Raw genomic sequence first — 22,473 nt, forward strand, 5'->3', positions numbered from 1 at the left:
AACTGCGACTGCGCCAAATTGATAAGCCGCGGCGTATGGGTCCCTGCGTTCGCAGGGACGACGCATTGGGAGACCATTGATGACCGCACCCAAAGCCATCTCCCGCACCACTGCTTCCACCGTCAGCGCCGCCACCATCGTGTCCTCGCTGCTGACGGTAGAGACCCGTGGCGTCGGCTTCACCGACCTCAGCGCCGAAGTCGCAAAATTCGTAAGGGATGCCGGTGCGCGCGAAGGCGTGGTGACGCTGTTCATCCGCCACACCTCGGCGTCGCTGACGATCCAGGAAAATGCCGATCCGACAGTGCTTGCCGATTTGACGACGGCACTGAACCGGCTGGCGCCCGAGCATGCCGGATGGCGTCACGACACCGAAGGTCCGGACGACATGCCGGCGCATATCAAGACCATGCTGACCGCGACCTCGCTGCAGGTCCCGGTGCTGCAGGGCGCGCTGGCGCTCGGCACATGGCAGGCGATCTATCTGGTCGAGCACCGGGCGCGGCCGCACCGCCGCGAGGTCGTGCTGCAGTTCATCGGCAGAGTGGACTAAAAAGAAACGGCCGCGGATTGCTCCGCGGCCGTTTTGTTCGAGGTCACCGGCGACAACGCCGGATCAAACATCGCGCCGGATCAAACTCAGGTCTTGCTGATGTCGACGTCCTTGGTCTCGGGCAGGAAAAAGAACCCGACGACCGCTGTGATCGAAGCGAAGATGATCGGATACCAGAGGCCGGCGTAGATATCGCCGGTCGACGCCACGATCGCGAATGCGGTCGCGGGCAACAGACCGCCGAACCAGCCGTTGCCGATGTGATAGGGCAGCGACATCGAGGTGTAGCGGATCTTGGTCGGGAACAGTTCGACCAGCATCGCGGCGATCGGCCCGTACACCATGGTGACGAAGATCACCAGGATGAACAGCAGTCCGATTACGGCCGCGACCTGCGGACGGAAGATATCGAACGGGTTCGACATCTTCACGATGCCGGCGTCGCCAGCCTTGGGATAACCCGCGGCGGCGACCGCAGCAGTGACCGCCGGGTTGCCGGCCTTGGCATCCGGATATGGCACGTCCTTGCCGTTGATCACGACCTTCACGCCGGAGCCGGCGGCACCGTAGCTGGTCGAGTACTTGACCGACGACTGGGCGAGGAAGGCGCGGGCGGTGTCGCAGGGTGCGGTGAAGACGCGGGTGCCGACCGGGTTGAACAGATCGCCGCAACCTGCCGGATCGGCCACCACGTCGACCTTCGTCGCCTCGATCGCCTTTTCCAGCGCCGGGTTGGCGTTGGTGGTGATCATCCGGAAGATCGGGAAGAAGGTCAGCGCCGCGATCAGGCAGCCCGCCAGGATGATCGGCTTGCGGCCGATCTTGTCGGAGAGGGCGCCGAACACGACGAAGAAGCCGGTGCCGAGCAACAGCGACCAGGCGATCAGCAGGTTGGCGGTATAGCCGTCGACCTTCAGGATCGATTGCATGAAGAACAGCGCGTAGAACTGGCCGGTGTACCAGACCACGCCCTGACCCATGGTGCCACCAAGCAGTGCAAGCAACACGAGCTTGCCATTGCTCCAGTTGGCGAAGGCTTCGGTCAGCGGGGCCTTCGAGCTTTTGCCCTCGTCCTTCATCTTCTGGAACACTGGCGATTCATTGAGCCGCAGCCGGATCCAGACCGAGATTCCCAGTAGTATGACCGAGACCAGGAACGGAACGCGCCAGCCGCCCCAATACTCGCCGGGAAGCCCCGCGAAAGCGGCTTCACCGGTCCATGTGCGGGTGAACAAGATCACCAGCAACGACAGGAAAAGACCCAGCGTCGCCGTGGTCTGGATGAATGACGTGTAGTAGCCACGCTTGCCCTGCGGCGCATGCTCGGCCACGTAGGTCGCCGCACCACCGTACTCGCCGCCGAGCGCGAGGCCCTGCAGCAGGCGTAGCGAAATCAGAATGATCGGGGCCGCGATGCCGATCTGCGCGGCGCCAGGCAGCAGGCCGACGACGAAGGTCGACAGGCCCATGATCATGATGGTGACGAGGAAGGTGTATTTGCGTCCGACGATGTCGCCGACGCGCCCGAATACGATGGCGCCGAACGGACGCACAAGGAAGCCGGCGGCGAATGCGAGCAGCGCGAAAATGTCGCGGGTTGCCGGCGGATAGGCCGAGAAGAACTGCGCGCCGATGATGCCGGCGAGCGACCCGTAGAGGTAGAAGTCATACCATTCGAAGACGGTGCCGAGCGAGGAAGCGATGATGACGAAACGTTCGTCCTTCGTCATTCCTCCGGTCCGGGCCGGCGTGGCAGTCATTGTGGACATTTCAAGCGCTCCCCAAATTTATTGATGCAAAGTCCGCCCCTTGCCGAACTTGGCCGGATTGATCTGTGGGCTTGGTATCAAGGTAACATCGCCGTGAAAGTCGCCCCAATACGACTTTCGGCCCTTTGCACGGCCCCGTCGGCGCCTGCGGTTTCGACAGCGCGCACCATCTCTGGGCTTGATGCCGTGAGCCCGGTTATATTGCGCCGCACAAGCGGCGGATTAACTGCTTTCAAACGTGCTAGAATTGCACGCTTGCACACGACGCCCCGGCAAGGGACAAGCAAATACGGGCTCATCGCGCGCGCCCTCAGAAGAGACATCCATGACGACCGCTGCCACTACCCATCTCGTCATCGCCGATGACCATCCGCTGTTCCGCGACGCCTTGCGGCAGGCGGTGGCAGGTGTCCTGACCTTGGCCACCATCAGCGAGGCCGGCTCGTTCGACGATCTCACGGCACTGCTGGAGCGGGATTCCGAGGTCGATCTGATCCTGCTCGATCTTTCGATGCCGGGAATCTCGGGCTTCTCCGGCCTGATCTATCTGCGCGCACAGTATCCCGCGATTCCGGTGGTCATCGTGTCCGCCAGCGACGACGCCGGAACCATCCGGCGGTCGCTCGATTTCGGCGCCTCGGGTTTCATTCCAAAACGCTTCGGGGTCGAGACGCTGCGCGACGCCATCTTGAAGGTAATGGACGGCGACGTCTGGGTTCCCCAGGACACCGATCTCTCGTCCGCCAACGACCCCGACATGACGAAGCTGCGCGACCGGCTGGTGACGCTGACCCCGCAGCAGGTGCGGGTGCTGATGATGCTGTCGGAGGGACTGCTCAACAAGCAGATCGCCTATGAGCTCGGCGTCTCCGAGGCGACCATCAAGGCCCATGTCTCGGCGATCCTGCAGAAGCTCGGCGTCGAGAGCCGCACCCAGGCCGTGATCGCTGCCGCGAAAATCGCCGGCGGCCAGTGGCGGCAGGGAACGCCGACGGCGTAATCACGACCATGACGGGACCGGGAAGGGCGCTGCTGTTCGACATCGACGGCACGCTGGCCGATACCGATGCGCTGCATGTGGAAGCCTTCAATCAGATCTTCGCCCCACGCGGCCATGCGTTCGATCGCGCGCGTGCCGCGAAGGAGTTGACGGGCTTTTCCAACGCATCGATCGGCGCGCGGTTTCTCGCCGACGAACCGCCCGAACGCCAGGCCGCGATCATGTCGGAGAAGGAAGAAGCTTTCCGTAAGCTGGCTTCGGGAAAAATTCGGCCCCTGGCCGGCCTGATGACGCTGCTCGACCGCGCCGACCATGCAGGCATCCCGATGGTGGCGGTGACGAATGCGCCGCGCCTGAACGCCGAAATGATGCTTTCCGGGCTCGGCATCATGCATCGGTTCAAGGCTGTCGTGATCGGCGACGAACTCGCGCACGGCAAGCCGCACCCGATGGCGTATCGCGAAGGCCTGCGCGCCGTGAACGCAGCGCCGAATCTCTCGCTCGCGTTCGAGGATTCCCGCTCCGGCATCCAGTCCGCCACCGCGGCCGGGATCGCGACCATCGGAATGCGGACGAGCCTGGGCCACGACGACCTGTTTGGCGCGGGCGCGGTCATGACGGCCGGGAATTTTGAAGACGCCGAGCTGCTCAGGCTGGTCGATGCGACGATGAAGTGGTGACGACTACTCCGCCGCGACCATCTGCTGGGCGCGCCACTGGCCGAGCAAAGCACGCAGCGAAGCCGGTTTGACCGGCTTGTTGAGGATTGCGATATTTTCCTCGCGCGCGGCGCCGCGGACATGCGGGCTGCGATCCGCCGTGATCAGGATCGCCGGGATGTTTTCGCCGAAGCGGCGGCGAATTTCGCGGATCGCGGCGACGCCGTTGCCGCGGTCGAGATGATAGTCGACCAGGAGGCCGGTGACGTTGCCATCGGAGGCTTCGATCGCCGCGATCGCGGCCTCGGGATCGGTGACCGCGATCACCTCGGCGTCCCATGCCTTCAAGAGCGTCTTCATGCCGTCGAGGATCGCCGCATCGTTCTCGATGCAGACGATCAGCGCGCCGCTCATCGGCGTCCTGGACAGCGGCGTCGCGCTGGTGACGGCGGCGGTATGGTTGATGGCGGTCGCAATCGGCACCGTTACCGAGAACATCGAGCCGCCGGACGCGTTGGCATCGATCGAGATGCCGTGGTTGAGCACGCGCGCCAGCCGCTCGACGATCGACAGGCCGAGGCCGAGGCCGCGCGCGATCCGCGCCCCCTGTTCGAGGCGATGGAACTCCTTGAAGATTTCGCCGCGCTTCATCACGGGAATGCCGACGCCGGTGTCAAAGACGCCGATCTGCAAGCTTTGTCCGCGGCGGCGGCAGCCGACCAGCACGCGCCCTCGCGGGGTGTATTTGATGGCGTTGGAGATGAAATTCTGCAACAGCCGGCGCAGCAGCAAGCGGTCGGATTCCACCGGCAGCGAGCAGGGGACGAAGGCGAGATCCAGCCCCTTGGCGCGCGCGATCGGTGCGAACTCGATTTCGAGCGAGCGCATCAGGTCGGCCATCTTGAAACTCGTGATCGCGGTCGTCATTGCGCCGGCATCGAGCCGCGAGATGTCCAGCAGCGCACCGAGGATTTCCTCGATCGCTTCGAGTGAGTCGTCGATGTTCTCGACCAGCCGCGAATCCTCGCCGCCGTTCTGGCGTTCGACCAGACTGGTGACATAGAGCCGCGCGGCGTTGAGCGGCTGCAGGATGTCGTGGCTGGCGGCGGCCAGGAACCGGGTTTTCGAGATGTTGGCGTCCTCGGCGGTGCTTTTTGCCAGCGCCAGTTCGGAATTGAGCCGGGTGAGTTCCTCGGTGCGGTCGCGCACGCGCTTTTCCAGCGTCGCGTTGGCGCGCTCCAGCGCTTCGGCAGCCTCGAAACTCGGCGTCACGTCGGAGAAGGTGATGACGAGCCCGCCGCCCGGCATCCGGTTGGACCGGACCTCGATCACCATGTGGCGCTCGGGCAGGCGTTCCAGATAGGGCTCGCCTTCGGTGGTGTAGGCTTCCAGCCGCCGCTGCAGCTCGGCATCGGCGTCGCCGAAAGCGGCGGGGCTGACGGCGCCCATGAATTCGAGGATTTCCTGCAAGGGAAGGCCGAGTTGAATGAGGTTGGGCGGCAACGCGAGAATTTCGCCGAACTGCCGGTTCGAGCAGATCAGTTGCAGTTCCGCGTCGAACACGGCGATGCCCTGGCGCACATGGTTCAGCGCGGTCTGCAGGATCTCGCGGTTGAAATGCAGCGCGGCGTGGGAATCGTCGAGTAGTTTCAGCGCGGCCCTGGCGGAGACGGTGCGCTTGCGCAGCAACAGCGACATCACCAGGCGCGAGGACGCCGCCCCGATCGAGGAAGCGATCAGGCGCTCGGCGTGTTGCAGCAGCTCGAAATCCGCCGGTATGCCCGGATCGAGCGCGCGGGGGTGGGCGGCGGCAAAGGCCTCGAAGGCATGCTGGGCGCGCTCGGGGCCGAGATATTGCGCCACCGTGCTCTGGATGTCCTGCACCGTCACGGTCGTGCGCCAGCGCCGGAAGGTCGGCGCGATCGGCGCCAGCGTGTTCGGCACGAATAAATCGGCCTGCAAACGCTCGATCGACGACGGCTGACGCGCCAGCGACATCACGATGTAGGTCAGGACGTTGAGCGAGAGTGACCACACTACGCCATGCAGCAACGGCGGCAGGTCGGCGCCGAACAGCGCCTGCGGCCGCAGCGCTTCGATGCCGAACGGCCCGTGCTGCAGCAGCATCAGGCCGGCCGTGGAGGTCTCCAGGAAGCTCGGCAGGAACAGCGTATAGATCCACACCGCGACGCCGATCAGCATGCCGCTCATGGCGCCGCGCGCGGTCGCCTGCCGCCAAAAGAGACCGCCGAAGAACGCCGGCGCCAGTTGCGCGATCGCCGCGAACGACAACAGGCCGATCGCCGCCAGCTGGGTGTTGCCGAGCGCGCGATAGTAGAAATAGGCCATCACCATGATGGCGAAGATCGCAAACCGCCGCACCTTGAGCAGGAAGTCGCCGAAATCCTTCTGGCCGTCGCGGGTCTCGCCGCTACGCTGCAACACCAGCGGCACCACGATATCGTTGGACACCATAATCGAGAGCGCGACGCATTCGACGATCACCATCGCGGTCGCGGCCGACAGGCCGCCGACGAATACCGCGACGCTGAGCAGGTGCGCGTTGCCCTCGATCGGCAGCGCCAGCACGTACATGTCGCTGTCGACGGCGCCGAACGGGAAGGTGATGAGGCCGGCGATCGCGATCGGGATCACGAACAGGTTGATGGCGACCAGATAGAGCGGAAACAGCCAGCGGGCGCGGTTGACCTCGGCCATGCTGGAATTCTCGACCACGCTGACGTGAAACTGCCGCGGCAGCAGCATGATCGCGCAGAACGACAGCAGCGTCATGGTCAGGAAATTGCCGATCCCCGGCACGTAGTCGATGACACGCACCGCCTCCGGGGTCTTCATCGCGCGTTCGATCAGTTCGACCGGCGTGAACATCCAGAAGGTGACGAAGGCGCCGGCGGCGAGGAAGGCCACCAGCTTGACGATGGATTCGGTGGCGACCGCCAGCATCAGGCCGTGCTGATGCTCGGTGGCGTCGGTCTGGCGGGTGCCGAACAGCACCGCGAATACCGCCATCGCCAGCGTGACGACGAGGGCGATGTCGCCGATGATCGGGATCGAGGAGAACGCCTTGTCCTCGCTCAGGATAGTCTCCAGCGACGACGCCATCGCCTTGAGCTGGAGCGCGATATAGGGAACCGATCCGATGATCGCGATCAGCGCCACGGTGGCGGCGACCGCCTGGCTCTTGCCGTAGCGCGCGGCGATGAAGTCGGCGATCGAGGTGATGTTCTGCGACTTGGCGAGCTGGATCACGCGGCGCAGCAGCGGCGTGCACAGCCCGATCATCAGGATCGGGCCGACATAGATCGCGAGGAAGTCGACGCTGGTGCGGGTGGCGAAGCCGACCGAGCCGAAGAAGGTCCAGGAGGTGCAATAGATCGCCAGCGACAGCGGGTAGATCAGCATGCCGGCGTGGCCGCGCTGGCTCGGCGACAGCCGGTTGCCTTGGCTGGCGACGAAGAACAGCAGCCCGATATAGGCGAACGCGGCGGCGATTACGCCCCAGTCGTGCAGCATCGCTGCTTGCTCCCTTCTCGGCCCATGGCCGGAGTACGGAGTATAAACGCATTGGGCCGGCAGCGCATCGCGCCACCGGCCTCAATTTGAGGGGATTCGGAGGGGTAGGGTTACTCGGCCGCCAGCGATTTCTGCTTCAGCGGCAGGCCGAGGCGTTCCCAGACCTGCAGCAGCGCGTCGGCAAGGCCGTCGATCAGGCCATCATCATGGTAGGGCGAGGGCGTGATCCGCAGGCGTTCGGTGCCCTTGGCGACCGTCGGATAGTTGATCGGCTGGATGTAGACGCCGTGCTCCTCGAGCAGCATGTCGGAGGCCCGCTTGCAGTTCTCGGCGTCGCCGACGAACAGCGGCACGATATGGGTATCGCTCGACATCACAGGCAGGCCGGCGGCAATCAGGATCGCCTTGACGCGGGCGGCGCGGTCCTGGTGGCGCTCGCGCTCCCAGCTCGAGGTCTTGAGGTGACGGATCGCGGCGGTGGCGGCGGAACAGATCGCCGGCGGCAGCGCGGTGGTGAAGATGAAGCCCGGCGCATAGGAGCGCACGGCATCGATGATGTCGGCATTGCCTGCGATGTAGCCGCCGAGGCAGCCGAAGGCTTTTGCCAGCGTGCCTTCCAGCACGTCGATCCGGTGCATGACGCCGTCACGCTCGGCGATGCCGCCGCCGCGCGGGCCGTACATGCCGACCGCATGGACCTCGTCGACATAGGTCATGGCGCCGTACTTCTCGGCGAGATCGCAGATCTTCGAAAGCGGCGCGACGTCGCCGTCCATCGAATACAGGCTTTCGCAGGCGATCAGCTTGGGCCGGTCGGGTCCGGCTGCGATCAGCAATTCTTCCAGATGGGCTGTGTCGTTATGGCGAAAAATCTGGCGCTCGCAGCCGGCCTGGCGGACGCCTTCGATCATCGAATTGTGGTTCAGCGCATCCGATAGAATGAGGCAGTTCGGAATCAGTTTGGCGATCGTCGAAATGCCGGTCTGGTTCGAGACATAGCCCGAGGTGAACAGCAGCGAAGCCTGCTTGCCGTGCAGGTCGGCCAGTTCGGCCTCGAGCTGCACCAGCGGATGATGGGTGCCGGCGATGTTGCGGGTGCCGCCGGCGCCGGTGCCCACCCTGGTGGCGGTCTCGACCATGGCGCCGACCACCTTGGGGTGCTGGCCCATGCCGAGATAATCGTTGGAACACCAGATCACGACGTTGCGCGGGCCCTTCGGCGAGTGCCAGAGCGCATGCGGGAACCGGCCCGCGATCCGTTCGAGGTCGGCGAAAACCCGGTAGCGCCGCTCGTCATGCAGGCGGTTGAGGGCGGCACTGAAAAACTGGCTGTAATCCATCGCGAGACCTGGCAGGTGACCTGAAAGCAACTGGCCGGATTGGCTTGAGGTCTTTTTAGAGCTTTTCCAGGTTTGATGTCTATGCGAAACCTGACATTTCCGGCGGGCCTCCGGCATGCACCCGAGGCAGGGCAAATGTTGATCCTGATCAAGGCGCTAGCGGTGATCTACATCGCTGGATTTTGGCCCTGATCAAAATTCCGGTAGCGGCGCCAAAGTGCCGCGGCCCAGCCGGAAAAATATCCGGCGCTGGCGCCCGACACCGCGTAACCGATGACCGCCACGGCCGCATGCGGTTCCAGTTTCATGGCGGTCGCGACCGCCACGCCATATTGCAGCGAGAACACCGTGATGTTGCGCAACAATGGCCCGATGGTCCCGGGTCGGGTCACCATGCCCTTCTGCCGGTCGACCGCCAGCAACCGCGGGCCATTGAACAGTCCAAGCGCGGCGAACAGCAGCAGCGCCACCAGCCAGACCAGTAGCGGCGCGGTGGCGTTGTCGCGCGCCAGCACCAGCCGCGACAGGCCCATCAGGAAGAACACCAGCGGCACGATCAGCATGCGCCAGACCGCTTGCGTCCGCGACCGCAACGCCTGCAGCCCCTGCCAGATCAGATAGGCGAGCAGGACGAAGACCCAGATCGGGGTGTTGGCCAGGATGCGAAACGCGGTCTGCATCCAGCCTCCCGCGCCGTCGCTGTCAGGTGGTCCGGAAACGCAGCACGCCGTCGGTCACTTCCGAGGTCAGGCGGCCTTCGTTCAGCATGTAATTGACATGCGCGATCAGTTCGCCGGCGGCAAAGCCCATCTGGTGCACGTCGAGTTCGTATTTGTGGAACACGACCGGGACCAGTTGCCGCGAGGTTTGCGGAACGACACGGCAGGCTTCCGCGATCAGCCGGCAACGATCCTCGTGATGGTCGGCCAGTTGCTTGATCCGCGTCTTCAGCCCGTAAAACGGCACGCCGTGACCGGGCAGGACCATGACGTCCCAGGGCAATGTCGTGGTCAGGCTCGCCAGCGAGGCCAGATATTCGCCGAGCGAGTTCTGGTCGGGCTCGACCGCCCAGACGCTGACATTGGGCGAGATCTTGCTCAGCACCTGGTCGGCGGACAGGAACAGTTTGTCGGCGGCGCAATACAGCATCACCTGGTCGAGGGCGTGGCCGCCGCCGGTGATGACCTTGAAACGCCGCGTCCCGATCGAAATCTCGTCGCCATGCGAGATGCGGCGATAGGACGGCGGCAGCACCGAAACCCGCTTCAGGTAATCCTGGCCGCGGCCGAGCAGCTTGTCGGTCAGGTCTTCGTCCATGCCGTGGCGGCGGAAGAACAGCCGCTGCGCGTTCACGCGCTCCTCGGTGCCGCGGTTCTGGTGGTAGACCGATTGCAGATACTCGACCTGCGACATCTGCAGCGGACAGTTGAAGCGTTCGACGATCCAGCCGGCGAGGCCGACGTGGTCGGGATGCGAATGGGTCACGATCAGCCGCGTGATCTTCACATGCCGGAGCGGGCCCTCGAACAGCGTGGTCCAGGCCGCGATGGTTTCCTCATTGCCGAACCCGGAATCGACCATCGCCCAGCCGTCGCCGTCGGCGAGCAGGTAGATGTTCACGTGGTTGAGCCGGAACGGCAGCTTCAGCCGCACCCACAACACACCCGGCATGACCTCGACGACCTGGTCGTGGCCGGGGTGGTTTTCCCAGGGGTATCGCAGTGCCTCGGCCGAGGACTGCACCGTGTCTGTTTTTGTGTCCATCGCTACGGCTTAGCGGGACCCACGGCGGGGCGCTAGATGAAAAAGCGGGGAGCCGTTTGGATAAACGGCATGGGTTGAGGGATGCCGCCCGTTGCAATTTGGGCAGTGATTCCGGGATGGTGCGCCAGCACCAGACCTCAGGTGCGCAATTGCACCCCGGGGAATCTCGAGATTCCGGGTTCGATGCTGACGCATCGCCCCGGAATGACGGTGCGTGGCATTACGCCGCCCTGATATTCGACAGGAACGCGTCGATTTCCTCACGCAGCACGTCGGCTTCGCGACGGAGCGCGCTGGAGGCGGTCAAGACCTCGCCGGCGGCGGTTCCGGCTTCGGTCGAGGCCGAGGAGACGCCGACGATGTTGCTGGAGACCTCGCTGGTGCCGCCGGCGGCGTGCTGGATGTTGCGCGCGATCTCGCGCGTCGCCGCACCCTGCTCCTCGACCGCGGCCGCGATCGCGGTGGTGACGTCGTTGATCTGGCTGATCGTGCCGGAGATGCTGCGGATCGCCGATACCGCCGACGTCGTCACCGTCTGCATGCTGCCGATCTGCTGGCGGATTTCGTCGGTGGCCTTCGCGGTCTGGCTGGCGAGGTTCTTCACTTCGGAGGCGACCACGGCAAATCCGCGGCCGGCTTCACCGGCGCGGGCGGCTTCGATGGTGGCGTTCAGCGCCAGGAGGTTGGTCTGCGAGGCGATGCTCTGGATCAGATCGACCACCTCGCCGATTCGTCCGGCGTTTTCGGCGAGCCCCTGCATGGTGGCGTCGGTGGCGCCTGCTTCCTCGACCGCCTTGCGGGCGATTTCCGCCGAGGTGACGACCTGACGGCTGATCTCCTCGATCGAAGACGACAGTTGTTCGGTGCCCGAGGATACGGTCTGCACGTTGACCGAGGTTTCCTCGGCGGCCGAAGCCACCGCGTTGACCAGTGCGCTGGATTGATCCGCGGTCGTCGACATGCTCTGCGCGGTGGTCTGCATAGAGCCCGCCGCCGACTGCAGGCTGTCGAGCGCCGAGCGAACGGTGGTTTCGAATTCGACGATGCGCGCTTCCATGCGGGTGGCGCGTTCGGACTTGGCGATGCGGTCCTTGTCCTGGTCGGCCGAGAGCGCGCGGCTCTGGATCATGCTGTCGCGGAACACCAGCAGCGAGTCGGCCATCGCCGCGATCTCGTCCTTCTGGTGGCTCTGGTAGATCTCGGAGTCGAGGTCGCCGCTCGACAGCTGCTGCATCGAACGCTGCAGGCTGCGGATCCGGCGCAGGATGCTGCGGCCGACATAGAGCCAGACGAACAGGATCGAGCCGATCAGCGTCAGCACGCCTGCCCCGAGCATGACCATGGTCGCCAGCGAAATCTCCTGGCGCGCCTGCCAAGTCGAGGTGTCGGTTTCCTTGCGGACGCCGTCGACCAGTTGCTGCACGCTGATGCCGAGGCCGACATTGAGCTTGCGGGTTTCCTCCAGAATGGTCTCGCCGTAGTCGCTGGAGTCGAGTTCCTGCTGGCGGATCTTGAAGACGCGGGTCTTGCCCTCGCCGAGCGACAGCAGTTTCATCGCCGCCTCGGTCAGCGCCTTGGTGCTGGCGTTCTTGGGCAGGGTCTCGAGGTTGGATTTGACGCGCGCCTGCGTCTCCTTGAATTCCTTTTCGATGGCTTCCAGCGTGTCGCTGTTGTTGGCCGACAGCGCCGCCGTCATGTCCGAGGCCATCAGGTTGGTAGAGGCGATCACGTTGCCGAGCAGTTCGACGTTGCGCGCCGCCTCGCTGGCGTCGTCGGGCGACAGGTTGGCGGCGCCCAGGATCGCATTGATCTGCGCCTGCGCGTCCATCATCGCCGGCGCCGAGGTGGCGACGAAATCGGCCTGCGCCTTGCGCAAGGCGGCGTATTGCTTGTCGTGCAGGGCGCCGACGTCGAGCCGCTCGCGCGCGGCCGAGCCCAGGCTCTTGATCATGTCGTCGATGTTCTTGACGGTCTCGTTGAGCGCCGCGACGACGTTCTTGTCGGCGCCGAGTTCGATGATCTCGCCGAGCTTCTGCAGCGCCAGCGTCTGGGTTTCCTTCATCTTCTTGGAGCGTTCGTTCAGCGCTTCTTCGCTGCGCGCGGCGAGCAGCGCCGGCCCCTGGCTGGCAAGGCTCGCGCTCTGCGCCGAAAGCTGCAGGCTGGCGGCGAGGCGGGGGATGTCCCGTCCGCTCAGGTCGACCATGGTCACGCCGAGACGTCCGAGTTCGAGGCCTGCGCCGGCGCTGATGACGATCGCCATGCCGGCGATGACGCCGAAGGCGACGAACAGGCTGCCTCTGACGCCGAACCGCGGAAAGCTGAAACCCTTGAGTTTGAATTTGCCGATCTTGAACGTCATGTGTCCGCCGCCCCCGCTTAACGCTACCTTGGGATGTTTCCTCGCGCGGCAGTATCAAGGTACCCGGTTAACAACTCGGGAAAACCACGGGTCGGTCTGCGATTTTTTCTGCGTTAACGGTTGATTTGACGAGATTCCCGTGAGCCGGAAAACGCCTTGGGACAGCCATATGCGACGGCAAAAAGGCCGGCATGAAGCCGGCCTTTCGTATTCTCTCGTGCAACTTCCCGCTGAAAGCGATCAGTAGCGGGCGACCACCGGGCCGCCGAGGTTGAAGCGGTAGTTGACGCCGACTTTCAGCGTGTGCTCGTCATTGCGCCAGCTGCCGAACGGCGCCAGCACGCCAGGCGTCACGAAACGGGTGCTGCCGAAGTCGTAATACATGTACTCGGCCTTGGCCGACCAGTTCGGGGCGAACATGTATTCGAGGCCGGCGCCGACGGTGTAGCCGTTGCTGTGGTTCTTATCGAGGGTGAAGGCGACCGGCGCGCCTGCGAAGGTCAGGGTGTCACGGTTGTCGGAATAGGCGTAACCGCCTTTGACATAGACTAGGCCCGGACCCCAGGTGTAACCGACGCGGCCGGTGATCGAGCCGAGGCCGCGCTGGTTGTTGTTGTAGATGGCGCCGCCCGGGAAGGTGGCGTTGACGAAGTTTCCGCTGAGCCAGCTATACTGGCCTTCGACACCGAGAACCCAGTTGGGCGCGAACTGGTAGTCGGCGCCGGCCTGCAAGCCGCCGAGGAAGCGGGCGCTGTAGTCGCTCAGAACCAGGCCGTTGAAATTGTTGCTGCCGGCGAACGCGCCGCCGACATGGCCGCCGATATAGAAGCCGGTCCAGTTATAGAGCGGCGCGGCATAGGCCGGCGCCTTGTTGTAATTGTAGGGGCGGGCGCCGAGATCGGCGCCGAGGGCCGGAGCGGCGAACGCTGCGAGGGCGACGGTGGCGAGCAGGAACTTCTTCATGGTGTTGGTCTCCGAAATGGTTGGGGGACACCGCGTGCCGGCGTCGTCCATGGCCGGCACTTAGACAGCTTTTGAATAAAATGCTGTCACTCGCCGGACACAGTGGATGGCAACCCAACCCATTGGCGGATAAACGTTTTTCGTGCTTAACAGGGGCCTAATCAAAGCTGAAGAAAGGCTTAATTTTCGGAGCCCCAACGGCCGCCCGGCAAGCTTCGCTTAACCAATCCGCCGCAGCACGTCGCCGCGCATCTGCTCGCGGAACGCCTGCCGGCGGGCGGGGCGGTCCTTGACCGCGACGTCGTGACGGTCGAACACGTTGAACATTTCGAGGATCGGATAATGGTCGCTGGCCATCGCCAGGATCCGTAGCAGTTCGGCCACCGGGCCGATCGGACCTGAGACCTCCCATTTGCGGATGGTGCTGGCGCCGTCCTCTTCCGGCAACCCGCAGAGTTTGGCCATGTCGGCTACCGTCAGCTTGCGGCCGATGGCCTCGCCGAGATGTTCGCGCAGTTTCTTCAATTCCGGGCCGGTCACGGTCGCTCCGTTTCGAAAAGTCTCTGTGAACTGCGTCACACACGCCGCGCGGGGAGCGAGCTATACGCAACGCATTCGCTTCTTGAGGAGGCAACCATGCGCTCGCTCATCCAAAGCCTGACGCCCGACGATGGCCGGATCTACTGGCGACTGGTCGGCGGTATGTTCGTTCTTTACGTTGTGGTGATGGTCACGGCAGCAGGTGTCTTTGTCAGTCACGAATCATCGCGGAGACTGGCGCAGGAACCCGCCGCCACTGTGGCGACCGGTGTTAAAACGCGGTCGATCGCTCAATTCGCAGCCAACGACTGACTCTGACTTGATCTTGATGATGACTGCCGCTCAGGCGCCGATCGCGTTTTGCGCCACCACTTCGCGGTAAAACGCGGCACTCAGCTTGGCGGTCCGCTTCTGCGTCTCGAAATCGACGTGGTACAGCCCGAAGCGTTTTTCGAAACCGAAGATCCATTCGAAATTGTCCATCAGGCTCCACAGGAAATAGCCGCGCACCGGCACGCCCTCGGCGGTCGCGCGCTGCAACTGGCGCAGGTAGTTGCGCAGGAACATGATGCGATCGAGGTCGTAGACCTGGCCGTCGGCGGCGATCTTGTCTTCCGACGAGGTGCCGTTCTCGCTGATGTAGATGGTGTCGATGTTCCAGATTTTTGCCGCCAGCCGCGGCGCCCAATAGATCACTTCCGGCCCGACCCGCAACCACTCCGAATTCATGTGCGGAAACGAGGCGGGGAAGGGCAGCACCTTCCAGCCGGGTTTTTGGTCTGACGCTGCGATATAGAATTGCGGCGCGTAGATATTGAGCCCGACGAAATCGTTCTTGGCGCCGATGATCTTCAGTTCCTCGGCAGTGAATTTCGGGGCGTCCTTGCCGGAATATTCGAGGAAGCCGTCGGTGTATTTGCCCTCCAGCATCACCCCGAGCAGGCCCGCATTCAGTTCGCGCGTCGCCATCTCGGCGGCGCGGACATTGTCCGGCGTGTCGAAGGCGGGCACGCAGGCTGCGATATTCTCGGCCGGGCCGACCTTGGTGCCGGGGCGCGCCTTGGCGCGAATCGCCTGCACCGCAAGGCCATGCCCCAGGGCTACGTGATGCCGCGCCTGGTTTAGCTCGCTTGTCGGCAATTTGAGACCGGGCGCGTCGATGCCCCATCCGTAACCGAAGTTGAGGAAACGCCCGGCTTCGTTGAGCGTAAAAATGTTTTTGACGCGGTCGCTCACGCGCTCCGCCACATAGCCCGCATAATCCGCGAACGCTTTCGAGGTATCGCTGGATCGCCAGCCGCCTACCCGGTCCTCGAGCGCCTGCGGCAGGTCCCAGTGATACAGCGTCGCGTAAGGCTCGATGCCCCTGGCCAGCAGTTCGTCGATCAGGCGGTTGTAGAAGTCGAGGCCTTTGGGGTTGGGCGCGCCGGTGCCATCGGGAAATATCCGCGGCCAGGCGATCGAGAACCGGTAAGCCTTGACCCCGAGCGCCTTGATCAGGCCGACGTCCTCCTTGTAGCGGTGATAGTGATCGTTGGCGCGGTCGGCGGTGGTGTGATCCTCGATCTTGCCCGGCGTGTGCGCAAAGGTGTCCCAGATCGAGCGGCCGCGGCCGTCCTCGTTGACGGCACCTTCGATCTGATAGGCCGACGTCGCGGTGCCCCAGAGAAAATCCTTCGGGAAGCTCGCGGGCGCATGGCGGTCCACCGCCGGCGCCGGCTGGCTCTTCGCTGCGTTACCCGCGGTCGCTGCCCCGAGCGCGGAAAGGCCGGCAAGTTTGCCGAACTGCCGTCGCGAGAATTTTCCGAACATGATTTCTCCGTCAACGTTCGTCGATCTGGTAGGCGGAAATCCTGTCGATCTCGAACGTGACCGCAACAGGCGACTCGCTGTCGACGAAACCCACGCCGGGAAAATGGTTCGAACCCATCGCCAGGTTGACGATCATGTACATCGGATCGTCGAAACCGACCGGGGTCTTGATCTCTGATACCGGCTTGCGGTCGATGAAATAGGTGATGCGGTCCGGCTGCCACAGCACACCGTAATTGTGGAACGCGGTCGACGTGTCGGCGACCGCGAAGTCGAAGCCGCAGGAGAACACGCGCTGCGTCTCCGGTATCCGCCAATGCGTCGTCATCACCAGGTTGTTCGACTTCGGCCCGCGGCCCTCCAGCACGTCGATCTCCGGCGGCCAGCCGCCGTCATCGGCGAGCAGCCAAAACGCCGGCCACACCCCGACGCCGGCCGGTATTTTCGAGCGGATTTCGAAATAGCCGTGCTTCTGCGAAAAACGGCTCTGGGTCGTCAGGATGCCCGACACATATTCGTTGTTGAACAGCACCGGCTTCAGCGCCGCCGGCGTGCGGCTGGCGATGATCGAGAGAACGCCGTCGTGCACCCTGAACGGGTCGAGCCCCAGCGGGGTCGCGTCGCGTCCGCCGTACCGCGGATCGACATAGATCTGCTGTTCGCCGTTCCAGGTGTCCTTGCGCCGGAAGTCGGAACCCTCGCCGCCCCAATACCGCGCTTCCGGCCACGCGGCGCCGCCGGCGTAGTGCGGGATCCAGCGGTCGCTGGACAGCGGATGGGCGTCGAAATCGTCGTGGAAGGTCCGGTGCAGCGAGACCTGCGCCAGCGCGGCGGGATCGGTGGTTTCGACACGGCGGCAGGCGTCGCCGAGCGAAGCGGCCGCGACCTGCAAGGCGAGCTTTGGCGGCGCGTCGGCGAGATCGGCCTGCGCGAAAGCCGGGGCGGACGTGAGGAGGCAAGCAATCAGGCCAAGCACGTGCGGCGCCCATTCGCGGCGGGAACCCGCGAAGTCAGCCAAACTCCGATACTGGAATTCTCCGCCCATCCCTGTCTCCGTTAACACTTTATTTCTGCGAGCGCGCGCTGCCAGATTCAACTGAAATTCCTGTGTTTTTCGATACGGGCGGCGCCGCGGCGGCATGGCCTGCCGCGGCGCTGCGACGCAGGGGGGACCGTAGTAGTACGGACCCGTAACTTAACGGCAAGGTAGTGTTGACCGGTACAATACGAGGTCTGTTTTTGAATTGATTTATTTTGCCACCGCTCAAATTTAACGGCGGGATTTTGACATGCTCGTCCACTTCATAACGGATGAACCGACGAAGTTACCCGCTGTCCGCGCCATGCTTGACCCGCGGCATGAACTGGTCGCCTGCGTGCTTGGAGGCTGCGACGCTCAAATCGGGGCGGATGGCGTGTTCGTCGTGGATGTGGATCTGCGGCAGGCTTGTCGTATCGAGCAGGTCCGGCTCGTCCTGCGGCCACTGAGCGGCACCTGCCACAAGTTGTTTGTCGTGCACAACCAGGTCGGCTCGATGGTTGCGCAAGCCCGCGCGCTCGGGGCCACAGCCGTGATTTCCTCGACCAAGGAAGCCGTCTTCCGGATCGCGCATATCGAGGAGGCGCAAAAGGCCGGACAGCGCGACCTGGCGGTCCCATCCGCGCTGACCGATTGCGCAGCCGCATTCGCTTCGATGTTCCTGGCCGTGCGGGCCGGCAAGCCGATCAGTCTTTCGGATGCCACGCGCGCCACTTCGCAGATCATCGATCGTGTGCAGCGCAGCGGGCTCACCTGCTTTCTCGACGAGGTGCGCCGCTATCACGAAGGTACGTTCCAGCATTGCCTGCTGGTCACCGGTGTTGCCGTGGGGTTTGGAATCGAAATCGGATTTTCCGGCGTCGACGTGTCGCGGCTCGGGATTGCGGCAACGCTCCACGACATCGGCAAGGCCTGTATTCCGCTGTCGATACTGGACAAGCCGGGACGCCTCGACGCCGGTGAAGACGAGATCATGAAGCGTCATCCCGGGACCGGATACGACCTGCTGAAAGATATTTCGGGCATGACGCCTGAGATCCTCGATGGCGTCAGACACCACCACGAATATCTCGATGGCACCGGCTACCCGGACGGACTGACGTCGTCAAAAATTTCCGATCTGGTGAGACTGTTGACCATCTCGGACATCTTCGCCGCCCTGATCGAGGCACGGCCGTATCGGGCGCCGATGCCCCGGCATACCGCCTACCAGATCCTGTGCGGCATGGACGGCAAGCTGGAAAACTCGCTGGTCAAGGCATTCAGGAACGTGGCGCTGGTGGCGTGAAGCCGGGCAAGGGAAGCCCCGGGTCCCCATAGCCTGCGGCTATGGCTATCGTTAAGAATTGTCTGTACTCCGGCTCGGCCGGCTCTGGCATCGTCAAGAAAATTTCGTGCGCCTTCGTTCGATGAGCGCACGTCAAAAACGATGGGAGGGCCGGAACGTGACGCCTCAGAACCTGCTCATTTTGATGTCCGACGAGCACAACGCCCGGATGATGGGTTGTGCCGGCCATCCGCTGGCCAAAACGCCAAACCTGGATGCGCTGGCAGCTCGCGGAACGCGATTTGACGATGCCTACACCACGTGTCCGATCTGTGTGCCCGCGCGGGCCAGCTTCGCGACCGGTCGCTACATCCATGATATCGAATATTGGGACAACTCGATCGCCTATGACGGGCGGGTGCCGAGTTGGGGCCACAGACTGCAGGAAGCCGGCATTCGCGCCGAGTCGATCGGCAAGCTGCACTACCGGCTCGAGGAAGATCCGACCGGCTTCGACAAGCAACACATTCCGATGCACATCACCGGCGGCGTCGGCATGATCCAGTTGTCGATCCGCAAGCAGTTTCCGGATTTCGTAGCCCCGCCGCGCAAGCGTTCAGCGATCGCCGAAGCCGCCAGTGTCGGCGAGAGCGAGTATACGCTGTACGACCGGCGCGTCGCCGATACTGCCGTGCAATGGCTACGCAATGCCGCGACGGCGCCGACACCCTGGGTGCTGTTCGTCAGTTTCGTGACGCCGCATTATCCGCTGGTGGCACCGAAAGAGTTTTTCGATCTCTATCCGGTCGATCAGATGCCCGATCCGAAATACGGACCCGGCTCCGGCTATGTGCCGCATCCGTGGCTCGCGGATCTGCTTGCGGGTGGCGCACCGAGCCCGCAGGACCAGCGCAAGGCGCTGGCCGCCTATCTCGGGCTGATCAGTTTCATGGACGCCCAGGTCGCCCGCGTGTTGTCCGCGCTCGACGAATCCGGCCTGCGCGACACCACGCGCATCCTCTACACCTCAGACCATGGCGAGAACGCCGGCGTGCGCGGGGTTTGGGGCAAGTCGAACCATTACCAGGAGGCAGTCGCGATCCCCATGATCGTCGCCGGCCAGGGCGTGCCCGCCGGCAAGACTTGCGCGACGCCGGCCTCGCTCGTGGATGCCTACCCGACGGTGCTCGATGGCGTCGGGCTGTCGGCCGATGCGGATGGCGTCCCCGGCCATTCGCTGTTCGATCTTGCCGCCAGGGCCGACGATCGGGAGCGTCTCGCCTTCTCGGAATATCATGCTGCCGCCTCGCCCTCGGCGTCCTACATGCTGCGCAAGGGGCGGTTCAAATACATCTACTACGTTGGCTTCGCGCCCGAACTGTTCGACCTCGAAGCCGATCCGGAGGAGAGCCGCAATCTTGCGCAGCTTCCGGAATATGACGCGACGATGAAGCAGCTCGAGACGATGCTGCGCGGCATCGTCGATCCTGAAGACGCGGACCGGCGCGCGAACGAGGCGCAGCGCGCGCTGATCGAGAGCAAGGGCGGCCCCGATCAGGTGATGGCGAACCTGCCGACCAAAAAAATGTACACGCCGGTCCCGATCGGACTGATCTCGTGAGCGAAAGCGCGGCGCCGGGCTTCGATCAGCCGCATTCCCTGGTCGCTGTTGACAGCTCGTTGCCCGCGAGGCGAAACCTGCGGGCGCTGATCGTGAATAATCGCTGGGTGCGCATCCTCGGCGTCGCCTTTGTGATGTATGTGATGGCCTTTGTCGACCGGACCAACCTGTCGATGGCCGCACCTTTCGTCCGGGACGACCTCGGCCTCACGCCGGCGGCGCTCGGCCTCGCCACCAGCCTGTTCTTCTGGGGCTATATCATCCTGCAGATTCCGGCGGGACGCCTTGCGTCGATCTGGAGCCCGAAACGGGTTCTGTTCGGCCAGATGCTGCTGTGGAGTTTGATCTCGCTCACCACCGCGTTCGTGAACACGCCGCTTGAACTGTCGATCAACCGCTTCGCACTCGGCCTGTCCGAGGGCGGCGTGCTCACCTGCACGCTGGTCCTGATCCGGAACTGGTTCACCAAGGCCGAGCGCGCCCGCGCCAATGCGCTCTTCCTGCTGACATTCCCGATCGCGCCGATGATCGCGGGACCGGTCTCGGGTTTGATTCTCACCTACCTGTCCTGGCGATGGATGTTCGTGATCGAGGCGATGCCGAGCCTGATCTGGGCGGTGATATGGTGGTGGGCGATCGACGATCGTCCGCAGGACGCGAAATGGCTTGCGGAAGATGAGCGGGCCCGGCTGGTCACGGAGCTTGCGCGCGAGGAAGAGGCCGCCGTCAAGATATCCGGTCACTGGCTCTCGACGCTGTGGCATCCGAGTGTGCTGCTGCTCGCGCTCTACAATTTTCTCGCGCTGATGGCCGAATGGGGCGTCAATTTCTGGTTCCCGACGGTACTGAAGGAAACCGGGCTCTCGATCGGAATGGTCGGCCTGCTCGCCACGCTCCCTTCCGTGCTCGGGATCACCTTGATGCTGGGAGTCGCGGCCAGTTCCGACCGGCTGCGCGAGCGCAAATGGCACATGATTGTCATGACCGCGGCTGCGGGCGTCCCGCTCCTGGTTCTGCAATTGACAGATGGCGGCACGCTGGCGACCGTGATCTGCCTGTCGATCGGGATCGGCGTCTTCACCGGCCGCTTTGGTCCGTTCTGGACCCTGCCCAGCGAGGTGTTGCCGGCGCGCGTCGTGGGGGTCGGGATCGGCCTGATCAATGGCGTCGGCAATCTCGGCGGCACCGTTGGTCCCTACTTCTTCGGTGTCGTTAAGACCCAGACCGGCAGCTTCTCGATGGCGCTGGCGGTCGGGGGCGTATCGCTGCTGTTGAGCGCCCTCGTCGTGATCCCGATCAGGATCAGGCGATCCGGGCCTTAGCCGCAACCCCGGCGTCTGCTAAGGTCACGGGATGGAGCTGCATCATCTCGAACAGATCGTCGCCATTTGCCGCGCGGGCAGTTTCAGCGGAGCCGCGAAAGCCCTGGGGATCGCGCAGCCGACGCTGAGCAAGAGCATCGGCCGGCTTGAAGCAAAGCTTGGTGTGCAGCTGTTCGAGCGCTCCAATGTCAACGCGCGTCCGACCGTCTATGGCCAGTTCGTCGCCGACCAGGCCCTGGGCCTGCTGCAGAATGTCAGCACGCTCGGCCGTGAACTGGAGCAGATGGCGAAGGGCGAAGCTGGACTGTTACGAATCGGGGTCGGGCCCGCGACGCGGCTGTATCCGCTGCCGAAGGTCATCCAGAAGGCGGCCCGTGCGTTTCCGCGGCTTCAATTCGTGACGCGCTATGCCGGGCCGAACCTGATGATGCGCGCCTTGCGCGCCGGGACCTTCGACCTGGTGTTCTGCAACCAGCAACTCACGACGCTGGAAGACGACTTCATCCGCGTCAAGGTTTTCGAGGATAGCTACACGGTCGTCGCGCGGCGGGATCATCCGGCGCTGAAGGCGGCTCCGCTGTCACCGCTCGCGTTCATGCGCTTGCCGCTGGCGAGCGCCGGCCTGACGCCAGATTTCAGATCCTGGCTCGGCGTCGTCAACGCCCAGCAGAAACGTAACCTCGAAGCTTTCTTGTCCGACGACTACGACCTGATCAGGCGGATGGCGCTCGAAACCGATCATGTCGCTCGCGGCCCGCGCTTCGTATTCGACAGCGAATTGAAGCAGGGCGATCTGGTGGAACTGGCGCTCGATTCGGATTTTCAATACGAGTGCTGGATGCTGACGACCAGCGAGCGATGGCGTTCGCCAGTCGTCAAGGCCGTTGCCGGATTTGCCAAGGAAAAGGAGTAGCCCGCAGCAAGAGCATTG

At 63.9% G+C, this 22,473-nt stretch carries 18 protein-coding genes; 8 read left to right on the forward strand and 10 right to left on the reverse strand.

What is annotated here, in order from left to right; all coding sequences use genetic code 11:
- Positions 1-79 precede the first annotated feature (79 nt).
- The gene (locus BLS26_RS20640) at positions 80-553 is read left to right on the forward strand and encodes a secondary thiamine-phosphate synthase enzyme YjbQ (protein WP_092514153.1); all 474 of its coding nucleotides are present in this window, start codon (positions 80-82) and stop codon (positions 551-553) included.
- Between the two features lie 86 nt (positions 554-639).
- On the opposite strand, the gene BLS26_RS20645 is transcribed toward BLS26_RS20640, so the two are convergent.
- Positions 640-2,283 (reverse strand): MFS transporter, encoded by a 1,644-nt coding sequence (locus tag BLS26_RS20645; RefSeq protein WP_172804809.1) that lies wholly within the window; start codon positions 2,281-2,283, stop codon positions 640-642.
- A 364-nt stretch (positions 2,284-2,647) separates the two neighbouring features.
- Between BLS26_RS20645 and BLS26_RS20650 the strand changes: the two genes are divergently transcribed.
- Entirely contained in the window at positions 2,648-3,322 is a 675-nt protein-coding gene (locus BLS26_RS20650) for a response regulator transcription factor (protein WP_092514157.1), read from the forward strand.
- 8 nt (positions 3,323-3,330) lie between these two features.
- The gene (locus BLS26_RS20655; protein ID WP_092518324.1) at positions 3,331-4,002 is read left to right on the forward strand and encodes an HAD family phosphatase; all 672 of its coding nucleotides are present in this window, start codon (positions 3,331-3,333) and stop codon (positions 4,000-4,002) included.
- Positions 4,003-4,005: 3 nt separating this feature from the next.
- Here the strand turns inward: BLS26_RS20655 and BLS26_RS20660 are convergent, their stop codons facing one another.
- The 7 genes from BLS26_RS20660 to BLS26_RS20690 all read right to left on the reverse strand — a co-directional run bounded on the left by BLS26_RS20660 (position 4,006) and on the right by BLS26_RS20690 (position 14,481).
- On the reverse strand, positions 4,006-7,515 hold the full coding sequence (locus BLS26_RS20660; protein ID WP_092514159.1) for a PAS domain-containing hybrid sensor histidine kinase/response regulator: 3,510 nt from the start codon (positions 7,513-7,515) through the stop codon (positions 4,006-4,008).
- A 110-nt stretch (positions 7,516-7,625) separates the two neighbouring features.
- Positions 7,626-8,855, reverse strand: a complete 1,230-nt coding sequence (gene hemA, locus BLS26_RS20665) for a 5-aminolevulinate synthase (RefSeq protein ID WP_092514161.1) — start codon at positions 8,853-8,855, stop codon at positions 7,626-7,628.
- 167 nt (positions 8,856-9,022) lie between these two features.
- Positions 9,023-9,535: a DUF6622 family protein gene (locus BLS26_RS20670; protein ID WP_092514163.1), complete on the reverse strand. Its 513-nt coding sequence runs from the start codon at positions 9,533-9,535 to the stop codon at positions 9,023-9,025.
- A 22-nt stretch (positions 9,536-9,557) separates the two neighbouring features.
- Positions 9,558-10,619 carry an MBL fold metallo-hydrolase gene (locus tag BLS26_RS20675; protein WP_092514165.1) on the reverse strand — a complete coding sequence of 354 codons (1,062 nt, stop codon included), beginning with the start codon at positions 10,617-10,619 and terminating at the stop codon, positions 9,558-9,560.
- A 220-nt stretch (positions 10,620-10,839) separates the two neighbouring features.
- Complete coding sequence (locus tag BLS26_RS20680; RefSeq protein ID WP_092514167.1) at positions 10,840-12,978, reverse strand: methyl-accepting chemotaxis protein; 2,139 nt, start codon at positions 12,976-12,978, stop codon at positions 10,840-10,842.
- 240 nt (positions 12,979-13,218) lie between these two features.
- Positions 13,219-13,941 (reverse strand): outer membrane protein, encoded by a 723-nt coding sequence (locus BLS26_RS20685; protein WP_092518325.1) that lies wholly within the window; start codon positions 13,939-13,941, stop codon positions 13,219-13,221.
- 219 nt (positions 13,942-14,160) lie between these two features.
- Entirely contained in the window at positions 14,161-14,481 is a 321-nt protein-coding gene (locus tag BLS26_RS20690; protein ID WP_092514169.1) for a DNA-binding transcriptional regulator, read from the reverse strand.
- A gap of 96 nt (positions 14,482-14,577) precedes the next feature.
- On the opposite strand from BLS26_RS20690, the gene BLS26_RS20695 reads away from it, so the two are divergent.
- Entirely contained in the window at positions 14,578-14,793 is a 216-nt protein-coding gene (locus BLS26_RS20695) for a hypothetical protein (protein ID WP_092514171.1), read from the forward strand.
- Between the two features lie 30 nt (positions 14,794-14,823).
- Here BLS26_RS20695 and BLS26_RS20700 read toward each other — a convergent pair whose 3' ends face one another.
- The gene (locus BLS26_RS20700) at positions 14,824-16,293 is read right to left on the reverse strand and encodes a GH1 family beta-glucosidase (RefSeq protein WP_092514173.1); all 1,470 of its coding nucleotides are present in this window, start codon (positions 16,291-16,293) and stop codon (positions 14,824-14,826) included.
- A 10-nt stretch (positions 16,294-16,303) separates the two neighbouring features.
- On the reverse strand, positions 16,304-17,338 hold the full coding sequence (locus BLS26_RS20705) for a family 16 glycosylhydrolase (RefSeq protein WP_092514175.1): 1,035 nt from the start codon (positions 17,336-17,338) through the stop codon (positions 16,304-16,306).
- 244 nt (positions 17,339-17,582) lie between these two features.
- Between BLS26_RS20705 and BLS26_RS20710 the strand changes: the two genes are divergently transcribed.
- The 4 genes from BLS26_RS20710 (at position 17,583) to BLS26_RS20725 (ending at position 22,455) form a co-directional block, all read left to right on the forward strand.
- Entirely contained in the window at positions 17,583-18,620 is a 1,038-nt protein-coding gene (locus BLS26_RS20710) for an HD-GYP domain-containing protein (protein ID WP_092514177.1), read from the forward strand.
- A 157-nt stretch (positions 18,621-18,777) separates the two neighbouring features.
- On the forward strand, positions 18,778-20,220 hold the full coding sequence (locus tag BLS26_RS20715) for a sulfatase-like hydrolase/transferase (protein WP_092514179.1): 1,443 nt from the start codon (positions 18,778-18,780) through the stop codon (positions 20,218-20,220).
- Positions 20,217-21,542 carry an MFS transporter gene (locus BLS26_RS20720; protein ID WP_092514181.1) on the forward strand — a complete coding sequence of 442 codons (1,326 nt, stop codon included), beginning with the start codon at positions 20,217-20,219 and terminating at the stop codon, positions 21,540-21,542. Before BLS26_RS20715 ends, BLS26_RS20720 begins: the two co-directional genes overlap by 4 nt.
- Positions 21,543-21,573: 31 nt before the next feature.
- Positions 21,574-22,455 carry a LysR family transcriptional regulator gene (locus BLS26_RS20725; protein WP_092514183.1) on the forward strand — a complete coding sequence of 294 codons (882 nt, stop codon included), beginning with the start codon at positions 21,574-21,576 and terminating at the stop codon, positions 22,453-22,455.
- The last annotated feature ends 18 nt before the right edge of the window (positions 22,456-22,473 follow it).

Origin of the sequence: Afipia sp. GAS231, assembly GCF_900103365.1 — a bacterium.
Lineage (GTDB): Bacteria > Pseudomonadota > Alphaproteobacteria > Rhizobiales > Xanthobacteraceae > Bradyrhizobium.

Excerpts from the sequence above, each read along its gene's own strand:
- BLS26_RS20680 (WP_092514167.1), bottom strand. The coding sequence starts at position 12,978 with ATGACGTTCAAGATCGGCAAATTCAAACTCAAGGGTTTCAGCTTTCCG.
- BLS26_RS20685 (WP_092518325.1), bottom strand. The coding sequence starts at position 13,941 with ATGAAGAAGTTCCTGCTCGCCACCGTCGCCCTCGCAGCGTTCGCCGCT.
- hemA (WP_092514161.1), bottom strand. The coding sequence starts at position 8,855 with ATGGATTACAGCCAGTTTTTCAGTGCCGCCCTCAACCGCCTGCATGAC.
- BLS26_RS20670 (WP_092514163.1), bottom strand. The coding sequence starts at position 9,535 with ATGCAGACCGCGTTTCGCATCCTGGCCAACACCCCGATCTGGGTCTTC.
- BLS26_RS20650 (WP_092514157.1), top strand. The coding sequence starts at position 2,648 with ATGACGACCGCTGCCACTACCCATCTCGTCATCGCCGATGACCATCCG.
- BLS26_RS20700 (WP_092514173.1), bottom strand. The coding sequence starts at position 16,293 with ATGTTCGGAAAATTCTCGCGACGGCAGTTCGGCAAACTTGCCGGCCTT.
- BLS26_RS20675 (WP_092514165.1), bottom strand. The coding sequence starts at position 10,619 with ATGGACACAAAAACAGACACGGTGCAGTCCTCGGCCGAGGCACTGCGA.
- BLS26_RS20645 (WP_172804809.1), bottom strand. The coding sequence starts at position 2,283 with ATGACGAAGGACGAACGTTTCGTCATCATCGCTTCCTCGCTCGGCACC.
- BLS26_RS20660 (WP_092514159.1), bottom strand. The coding sequence starts at position 7,515 with ATGCTGCACGACTGGGGCGTAATCGCCGCCGCGTTCGCCTATATCGGG.
- BLS26_RS20640 (WP_092514153.1), top strand. The coding sequence starts at position 80 with ATGACCGCACCCAAAGCCATCTCCCGCACCACTGCTTCCACCGTCAGC.
- BLS26_RS20710 (WP_092514177.1), top strand. The coding sequence starts at position 17,583 with ATGCTCGTCCACTTCATAACGGATGAACCGACGAAGTTACCCGCTGTC.
- BLS26_RS20705 (WP_092514175.1), bottom strand. The coding sequence starts at position 17,338 with ATGGGCGGAGAATTCCAGTATCGGAGTTTGGCTGACTTCGCGGGTTCC.
- BLS26_RS20655 (WP_092518324.1), top strand. The coding sequence starts at position 3,331 with ATGACGGGACCGGGAAGGGCGCTGCTGTTCGACATCGACGGCACGCTG.
- BLS26_RS20695 (WP_092514171.1), top strand. The coding sequence starts at position 14,578 with ATGCGCTCGCTCATCCAAAGCCTGACGCCCGACGATGGCCGGATCTAC.
- BLS26_RS20725 (WP_092514183.1), top strand. The coding sequence starts at position 21,574 with ATGGAGCTGCATCATCTCGAACAGATCGTCGCCATTTGCCGCGCGGGC.